Origin of the sequence: Acetobacter oeni (assembly GCF_011516825.1) — a bacterium.
GTDB lineage: Bacteria > Pseudomonadota > Alphaproteobacteria > Acetobacterales > Acetobacteraceae > Acetobacter > Acetobacter oeni.
The window spans coordinates 19,334-28,031 of sequence record NZ_WOTA01000035.1; the positions used below are offsets into that span (position 1 = coordinate 19,334).

The 8,698-nt window shown below is 62.0% G+C and carries 9 protein-coding genes; 7 read left to right on the plus strand and 2 right to left on the minus strand.

Annotated elements, in window-relative coordinates; all coding sequences use genetic code 11:
- The first annotated feature begins 3 nt into the window (after positions 1-3).
- The 7 genes from trbL to GOB90_RS16220 all read left to right on the plus strand — a co-directional run bounded on the left by trbL (position 4) and on the right by GOB90_RS16220 (position 6,499).
- Positions 4-1,416 (plus strand): P-type conjugative transfer protein TrbL, encoded by a 1,413-nt coding sequence (trbL, locus tag GOB90_RS16190; RefSeq protein WP_173572148.1) that lies wholly within the window; start codon positions 4-6, stop codon positions 1,414-1,416.
- A complete protein-coding gene (gene trbF / locus GOB90_RS16195; RefSeq protein ID WP_146892994.1) occupies positions 1,416-2,099 on the plus strand; it encodes a conjugal transfer protein TrbF in 684 nt (227 codons plus the stop codon). The genes trbL and trbF overlap by 1 nt, the downstream gene beginning before the upstream one ends.
- Positions 2,096-3,103: a P-type conjugative transfer protein TrbG gene (trbG, locus tag GOB90_RS16200; RefSeq protein WP_086898506.1), complete on the plus strand. Its 1,008-nt coding sequence runs from the start codon at positions 2,096-2,098 to the stop codon at positions 3,101-3,103. The genes trbF and trbG overlap by 4 nt, the downstream gene beginning before the upstream one ends.
- A complete protein-coding gene (locus GOB90_RS16205; protein WP_173572149.1) occupies positions 3,100-4,323 on the plus strand; it encodes a TrbI/VirB10 family protein in 1,224 nt (407 codons plus the stop codon). The genes trbG and GOB90_RS16205 overlap by 4 nt, the downstream gene beginning before the upstream one ends.
- Entirely contained in the window at positions 4,316-4,555 is a 240-nt protein-coding gene (locus GOB90_RS16210) for a DUF2274 domain-containing protein (protein ID WP_086898505.1), read from the plus strand. Before GOB90_RS16205 ends, GOB90_RS16210 begins: the two co-directional genes overlap by 8 nt.
- Before the next feature lie 94 nt (positions 4,556-4,649).
- Entirely contained in the window at positions 4,650-5,543 is an 894-nt protein-coding gene (locus GOB90_RS16215) for a pyridoxamine 5'-phosphate oxidase family protein (protein WP_173572150.1), read from the plus strand.
- Positions 5,540-6,499: a DMT family transporter gene (locus GOB90_RS16220; protein ID WP_146892985.1), complete on the plus strand. Its 960-nt coding sequence runs from the start codon at positions 5,540-5,542 to the stop codon at positions 6,497-6,499. The genes GOB90_RS16215 and GOB90_RS16220 overlap by 4 nt, the downstream gene beginning before the upstream one ends.
- A gap of 197 nt (positions 6,500-6,696) precedes the next feature.
- On the opposite strand, the gene GOB90_RS16225 is transcribed toward GOB90_RS16220, so the two are convergent.
- Both GOB90_RS16225 and GOB90_RS16230 read right to left on the minus strand, forming a co-directional pair.
- A complete protein-coding gene (locus tag GOB90_RS16225) occupies positions 6,697-7,326 on the minus strand; it encodes an SOS response-associated peptidase (protein ID WP_146892983.1) in 630 nt (209 codons plus the stop codon).
- Positions 7,327-7,339: 13 nt separating this feature from the next.
- Entirely contained in the window at positions 7,340-8,569 is a 1,230-nt protein-coding gene (locus GOB90_RS16230) for an ATP-dependent helicase (protein ID WP_146892989.1), read from the minus strand.
- Positions 8,570-8,698: the final 129 nt, after the last annotated feature.

Sequence of the window (8,698 nt, forward strand, 5' to 3'; positions counted from 1 at the left end):
TCGATGGACGCCAGCAATGTCGGCATTATCGACGGGTTCCTGAACACCTTCGAGGCAACCATCGATTCCGGTTTTGGATTGCTGCGGGGCAGCGTCGTGTCCCTCGCCGGATCGCTCTCCGTCCTTGATATGCTGCTGGCAGGGCTGTTCTGGGCCTGGGCGGTGGACGAGGACATTGTCCAGCGTCTGGTCAAAAAGACGCTTTACGTCGGCTTCTTTGCCTTCATCATCAACCATTTCAGCCACCTGGCGAGTATCGTCTTCAACAGTTTCGCCGCGCTCGGTCTTAAAGCCGGTGGGGGAACGCTGACACTTGCCGATTTCATGCATCCGGGACGACTGGCCGCGACCGGCCTGTCCGCCGCACAACCACTGCTTGATGCGGCCAGCAAATTGGCGTTCTCCTTTGGCGCAATTACCAGCATCGTGCAGATCCTCGTGCTGCTTCTGTGCTGGGTCATTGTGCTTGCGGCCTTCTTCATCCTCGCGGTGCAGCTCTTTGTCGCGATCGTCGAGTTCAAGCTCACCAGCCTCGCCGGCTTCGTGCTGATCCCGTTCGCCCTGTTCAACCGCACGGCCTTTCTGGCCGAGAAAGTTCTCGGGAATGTTGTCTCCTCCGGTGTGAAGATCATGGTGCTGGCGGTAATTTCCGCCATCGCCTCCGGCCTCTTCAAACAGTTCACGACCTCCTACGGGAACAGCGCGCCGACCATCGGGCAGGCGCTGTCGGTCGTACTGGCCTCACTCTGCATTGTCGGGCTCGCAATCTTCGGCGGCTCCCTCGCCAACGGCCTGATCTCGGGCGCGCCACAACTTGGCGCAGGCGCCGCCGTGGGCACCGGTATGGCGGTCGGCGCCATGGGAGCGGCGGCTGTCGCGGCCCCGGCTGCCATCGCGTCCGGTGGTGGGGCGGCTATGGCCGCGACGGCCGCTGCCGCACGCGGTGGGGCCGCTGCCGCGGGAGCGGCGTCGAGCGCTTATTCCGTGGGTGCCATGAGCGCTGCTGGCGGGAGTGCGGGAGCGCGCATGGCTGCCGGACTCGGTGGTGTCGCGCGTGCGCCGGGTGCTGCAGCCATGAACGCAGCAAAGAGCAGGGCGTCCGGCGCAGCAGCGTCCATGAAACAGAGTTACGGCGCCGGGGCTCGCAGCGCCTTCACCGCGACAGGGGGGCGCTTTACCGGCGGATCCGCATCCGATGCCACCTCAGGTGGGGGCGGTGGAGAGGCTGGTGGTTCGTCCGGCAGCGGCGGCGGCAATGGCGGCCCTCCCTCTGGTCCCGACAGCAAGCCCCCGCGCTGGGCACAAAAAATGAAGCGCCGCAATGCCGCGACCCACGCGGCCGAGGCGGCCCATGTCATCCGCTCCGCCGATGGCGGCGGCGGATCCGCATCCATCGATCTTTCGGAGAAACAATGATGTTCCGTCGCTCCACCACACGGTACGGGATTACGCCCGCGCCCGTGACACCCTATCAGCAGGCGGCCCAGATCTGGGACGAGCGGATCGGCTCCGCACGGGTGCAGGCCCGGAACTGGCGGCTGATGGCTTTTGGCAGTCTGTTCCTCTCGGCAGCACTCGGGGTCGGTCTGGTCTGGCAGTCCGCGCGTGGGACCATCGTGCCCTGGGTCGTGCAGGTCGACAAGCTTGGGCAGACACAGGTGATCGGCCCCGCGACCACGTCCTATGTCCCCACGGATCCGCAGGTGTCGTGGTATCTGGCGCGTTTCATTGAAGATGTGCGTGGCCTGTCCGCCGATCCGGTCGTTGTGCGGCAGAACTGGCTCCGGGCTTACGAGTTCACCATGATTTCCGGCGCACAGGCGCTGAACGACTATGCCCGCCTCAACGATCCATTCTCGCGGATCGGTCATGAGCAGGTCGAAGTCGATGTGTCGTCGGTAATCCGCGCATCGCCCGGCAGTTTCCGCGTTGCCTGGACCGAGCGGCATTATCGCGATGGCGCCTTCACCGGAACCGAACGCTGGACCGCCATCCTTACCGTCAAGGTCGTCACCCCGCGCACGGCCGATCGCCTGCGGAAAAATCCCCTCGGCATCTACGTCACCGCCATCAACTGGTCGAAGGAACTCGGACAATGATCCGTATGGTCTTGCGCGCCCTGCCGCTGGCGCTGCTCACTCTGTCGGCCTGTGCCGGACAGTATCATCCGCCCGCCATTCGCTATGACGACGCGATGCGGGCAACACGCCTGCCCGATCCACCCAAGCCGGTGCAGGTGGTGGAAGTCGCCAGACCTTTGCCGCTGCCGGGCCAACTGAAACCGCTACCGCCGCGCAGAGTTCAAGCCCGGCATGTCGCACCGGACGTCGCCGACCCGGCCGCGCGTGTCATTCAGGCCAATCTGGCCGCGCGCATCCAGCCGACGCGGGCGGGCTTCATCAATGCCGTTCAGGTCTATCCCTACAGCCCCGGCGCGCTCTATCAGGTCTATGCTTCGCCCGGCGACATCACCGACATCATGCTCCAGCCGGGCGAGAAGCTCGTTGGCAGCGGTCCGGTTGCGGCCGGAGACACCGTGCGCTGGGTTATCGGTGACACGTCAAGCGGCAGTGGCACTGCCAAACGTGTCCATATCCTGGTCAAACCGACCCGCCCGGACCTCACGACCAATCTGATCGTCAACACCGATCGCCGGACCTATTTGGCGGAGCTGCGCTCGACGCCCGCGACCTATATGGCGTCCGTGTCGTGGGACTATCCCGAGGACGATCTGATCGCGCTGCACCGGCAGGATGAGGCGGCCGATGAAGAAGCGCCCGTGGAGACCGGGCTCGACCTGGACGATCTGCATTTTCGCTATGCCATCCAGCCCGCGAAAGGGGGTGTCCCACCGTGGCTGCCTACGCGCGCCTTTGACGACGGACGGAAAGTTTATATCGCGTTTCCGAGCGGGATCGGGCAGGGGGATCTGCCACCTCTTTTCGTATTGGGACCCGACGGGAACCCGGCTTTGGTCAATTATCGGGTCCGCCAGAACTGGATGATCGTCGACCGCCTGTTCGCCGCAGCCGAACTGCGCCTCGGTGACAAGACCAGCGAGCAGCGGGTGCGCATCGTTCGCACTGACGGGCGGCCGTCATGAGCGAGGAGAGAGAAGAGGGGGCAGGACCGGACACGGCTCCACGTCCTGACCAGAATGCTCCGTCCAGTGGGGGAAGCCCGGCGCCACCCGATCTGCGCCTGCGTGCCGAGCGGCCGCGCGTGGTGCGCCTGTCGCGGACCGTGATCTGGTCACTCGGGGGAACCGGCGTCATCGCCGTGGCGTTCGCCCTTGGCTATGCTCTGGAAGCCAGCCATCGACCACCAGCGACGCCAGCCGGTTCGGAGAATGCGTCACCGCCATCCGCGGCAGGTCTGGACAACCTGCCGAAAGATTATACGGGTGTGCCGAAACTGGGGCCAGCACTGCCCGGTGATCTGGGACGGCCGATCCTGCACGCGCAGCAGCAGGGCAAGTCAGTCCCCACCAACGCCATCGGCAATGAGGATGCGCGCCGGGCACAGCAGGAGATTGACGCCGCTATTGGCAGCAAGCTTTTCGCCGCTGTCGAGACCCGAGACCAACATGACGGCCAGCCGGTTCAGACGGTAGCCACAGCGTCGTCCGGTCAGACGCAGGGAACTCCGAATTCAGGAGCGCAGGCTGGAAACCGGGCCTTCCTCGCGGGTCAGCCCGACCGGCAGATCATCAGTCCTGACCGGATCATGCCGCTCGCCTCGCCTTACATAGTGCACGCGGGAACCGTGATTGCCGGGGCGCTGAATACGAAAATCAGTTCCGATCTGCCGGGCCAGATCGTCGGTCATGTCACGCAGAACGTCTACGATAGCCCGACCGGGCGCTATCTCCTGATCCCGCAGGGCAGTACGCTGTTTGGCGCCTATAACAGCGGCATCTCCTTCGGGCAGCAGCGCACCCAGATCATCTGGACCCGGCTGATCTTCCCGGACGGCGAGAGCCTCGTGCTGGAGAAGCTGCCGGGTGCGGACGCGATCGGCCAGTCCGGTCTGTCGGATCAGGTGAACAACCACTGGGGCCAGTTGTTCAAAGCGGCCCTGGTGACCACGCTGCTCAGCGTGGGGTCAGAGGCGGGAACCAGCCAGAGCGAAAACAATCTGGCTCAGGCGATCCGCAGTGGCGCCAGCAACGGGTTCTCTCAGGTGGGCTATCGGCTGGTCGACCGCTCCCTCGATATTCAGCCGACCCTCACGGATCGCCCCGGCCTTCCGTTCAACCTTCTGTTGGGGCGCGATCTCATTCTCAAACCCTATGTCGCGAAAGGAGACCGTCAGAATGGATAAGCTTCGCATCACCGCAATCCCCGACAATCGCCCGGTCCGGATGACGATCGCGTTTCCTGCGGAAATTCACCGTGACCTTCTCCTCTATGCCCGCTTTCTCGCAGAAGAAAGCGGTGGAGACGCCACTGTCGGCAAGAATCCCGCGCGTCTGGTTCCCATCATGGTTGCCCGGTTCATCGAACGTGACCGCGTGTTTCTGAAGAAAAGGAAGGAGCAAAGCGAAAAGCAGTGAGAGCAGGAATTCAATAAACGGACCGTTCTGTATTGTGACATTCGGACAAGACATGCCATGATCGCGTCGTTCATTCCCGGTGTGGGGGATCACAATGATGGACGAGGCGGCAACTGCATTTCATGAGGGTGAAAGACGTGCGCAGGCGCTGGCTGGCGTTGCAGCACCTTCGAGCGCTTTCATTCGCGCCTTCATGACAGAGCAGCATCGTATTTTCTTTGCGTCGTTGCCTTACGTCGTGCTGGGGGCGCTGTCTCCCGATGGATGGCCGGCGGCCACCATTGCAACCGGACTGCCAGGCTTTCTGTCCAGCCCGGACGACACCGTTCTCCGGCTTGCCTGGTACCCGATGGTCGGTGATCCTGCGGTGGAAGCGATCGCCCCGGGACGTCCTTTTGCTGTCCTCGGCATCGAGTTCCCGACACGACGACGCAACCGCGCCAATGGTGTCATCCTGTCCAGCGACGCGGACAGCATCCAGGTGTGCGTTCGACAAAGCTTTGGTAATTGCCCAAAATATATCCGCATCCGTGAAAGCAGACCGGTGCATCGTATACCCGGTAACGTGGAAAGATTAGTCACACTCGATGAGGAGGCACGTGACCTCATCACGAGCGCGACCACGTTCTTCGTTGCGTCCTACGCGCCGTCTGGTGCCCATGGTGGCATGGATGTCTCGCATCGCGGCGGGCCGGCCGGGTCTGTCCAGGTCGAGGACGATGTGCTGACTGTCCCGGATTATCCCGGTAACCGCTATTTTAATACATTCGGGAACTTCCTGGAGAACCCACGCGCCGGTCTTCTCTTCATCAATTTCGAAAACGGCGACCTTCTTCATCTGACCGGTGAGGCTTCTGTCTCATGGACCGAGGTTGGGCGCTCGTTTGATGTGCGCATTCGTGAGGTGATCCGGCGTAGGGCGGCTCTTCCGCTGGACTGGACGGAGGGACCTGAAATCACGGCCGTATCACCGAGCCACAACGCATGACGGCAAGCCGCGTCCGTCGCTCGTATGTCGTCGAGCGTGTGCTCGCCTGCGCGTCACTTGCTCTGCCACCTCTATTTTGGGCCGGAAATTTCATCGTCAGTCGCGCGGTGCGCGATCTGACCGCGCCTCTGACTTTGCTGATGGTACGCTGGGTCATTGCCTTTGCCTGCCTCTTGCCGTTTGTTGTCCCGACCATGCGCCGTGACGTAGCACTGTACTGGCAGTATCGCTGGCTCATGCTTGGTACGGCGCTTACCGGGATCGTCGGGTTCAACGCCCTGGTGTATGTCGGTGTCCGGACGACCACGGCGAGCAACGCTCTCCTGATGAACGCCCTGATTCCGGTCCTGATCGTTTTTTTCGGGGCGGTCTTTTACCGACAGAGACTGACAGTCGCACAGGGCGTTGGTCTGGTGATCTCGTTGCTGGGCGTATTCACGCTGGTTCTGCATGGACAATGGTCGCAATGGCGCGCCCTCTCATTTGTCCCGGGAGATGCCATTGTCCTCGCGGCCATGATCTGCTTCGCGTTCTACACGCTCTGGATCCGCCGCCTGCCCGCAGACCTCGACCGGCTGGGCGTGCTGGGGGCTCATGTCACGATCGGCGTGACCGTTCTGGTTCCGCTCTGGTTCATCGCTCCGACCGCTGCGACGGCTGCCCACTGGTCAATTTCGCTCGTTTCTGCTGCCTTGTATGTGGGCATCTTTCCGTCCGTTCTGGCCTATTTACTCTATATGCACGCTGTCAGGTTTTTTGGTGCGGAACGCGCAGGGCTGAGCATCCATCTGATCCCGGCGTTCGGAGTGATGCTTTCAATCCCGTTTCTGCACGAGCGCCTGTATCTCTGGCATTTCGTGGGAATTGCAGCGATCGCTCTGGGGCTGGTGTGTTCTTCCGTCCCGCAGAAAAACATGCCATCGGCTCATGACAGCGATGTTTCGCGCCGTGCCTGAAGGACTGATGATTGCAATGACCATGTACCGTTGCTCGTTCGGTCCCGACCCGTGAGACCACCGGGCACATCGGCTTTCCTCGGGCCGAACCATCATCGCGTGAGGTTTTCCCTTATTCCCTGCCGCCCGCGGCTCTGATGAGTGTAGCAGCTGCCAGATGACTATCTGGCTATAACCATTGTTCCCACAGGATGTCGTCATTCATGACAAACCAGTAGCCCATTTGGTAGTGACCGCTGAAGCGACAGAGCCTCTGCTGCTGGTGCATTCATCCACACGTCCAGTTCGTCCGGTTGCGTCAGAATGACGGGCATGGCCTTCGGATGAACCGCGCCCACTTCCTGGTTGGCCTCTGTGGTCAGAAACCCGAACAGATCATCCGTCGTCTCGCCGTCCGCCAGCTTGCGCACCGATGTCCAGCGGCACCAGATCCCGGCAAAGAAAGCCAGCGGCTCTCCGTCGCTGCGGGCAAACCACACGGGCCGTGATTTCCCGTCAGGCAGACGCTCCGGTTCCGAGAAGGCGGTCAGCGGCACCAGACAGCGATGTTGCATGTCTTCCCAGCGTTTCCACCGTGCAGATCCCGGATTGCGGATATTGGTCACGCCCCGATCGACCTTACGGCCTTTCAGGTAACCAGGCGGTGTCGGCATACCCCAGCGCGCCATGACCAGTTCACGACCGTTCTCGCCATTCCGCACGATCGGCGCCATCGTGTTCGGGTAAATCTCAGGCAGCGGCTGGAGATTGCCCGTGCGATCCTCAAGGACTTTCGCAATCTCGCGGATCGCCTGCGGGTTCGAGGTCATGGAATAGAGGTTGCACATCCGTGTTGCTCCCTTACGACCACATGCCGCGCAGGCGGGCGGCCATGTCGATCCGCACCGACTTCACCGCCTCCTGCCGGGCCTGCTCTTCCGGCTTCACAACCGGCCATGACACCGTCTGAAACAGGGACAGCATGTCCCGGTCGATGAAGCGCGTCCGTGAAGCATAGACGTGCCGGTCGCCCCGGCTGTGCTGGCCATGCACATAGAAGCGCTGCGGCACCATGATATCGAGACTGTCCTTCGCCCTCGTCATGGCGACGTAAAGCAGCCGGCGTTCCTCTTCGATATCGTCCTGTTCGCCGGTCGCCAGATCAGACGGAATGCAGCCATCGACCACATTCATGACGAACACGTTCTTCCATTCCTGCCCCTTGGCGGAATGGATCGTCGAGAGGATCAGATAATCCTCATCCAGCAGCGGGACGCCAGCCTGGTCGGATGTCGCATCCGGCGGGTCCAGCGTCAGTTCGGTCAGGAATTTTTCCCGTGAGGGATAACCGCCAGCGATCTGTTCCAGCTGCACCAGATCGGCCAGACGGGTGGAGGCGTCCTCATGCAGCCGCTCCAGATGCGGTTCATACCAGTAGCGTACAGCCGCAATTTCGCCCGGCCAGCCGACCTGATGGCTGCCAAGAGCGATCAGCAGGTTCACGAAACCCGTCCAGGCCTCGCCGCTGCGCTGCGGGGCTTTGACATCTTTCAGCGCCTCGAAAGGATGGGCATTCTCGCCCATCGTGTCCAGCACGCGCCGGGCTGAGGTCGGCCCCACGCCCGGCAGAAGCTGCAATATCCGGAAGCCTGCGATGCGGTCGCGCGGGTTCTGGGCAAAACGCAGCAGAGCCAGCACATCCTTCACATGCGCGCTGTCGAGAAACTTCAGGCCGCCGAACTTCACGAACGGAATATTGCGCCGGGTCAGTTCCACCTCCAGTGTGCCGCTGTGATGCGAGGCCCGGAACAGCACCGCCTGCTGCTTCATCGGTGTTCCTGCCTCCCGCTCTTCCAGCACCCGGTCGGCAATATAGTTGGCCTGGGCGGTGTCGTCCCAGATTGTCACAAGTCTGGGGAGTTCGTCGGACTGTCGCTCGGTCCACAGATCCTTGGTGAACCGCTCGGCCGCTTCGCCAATGACGGCGTTGGCCGCATCCAGAATGGGCTTTGTCGAGCGATAGTTCCGGTCCAGCGTCACGACGCGGGCTTCGGGTTTGAACTGTCCCGGAAAATCGAGGATGTTGCGCACGGTCGCGGCCCGGAAGGCATTTATGTGGAATACAATTTCACAACCTCAAAAAAGCAATTTTAAGGTTTCTTTAGGCGGGATAGATGACCTGTACCTGACGTACCCACCAGCCAGTCTCTCAGTTTTGAC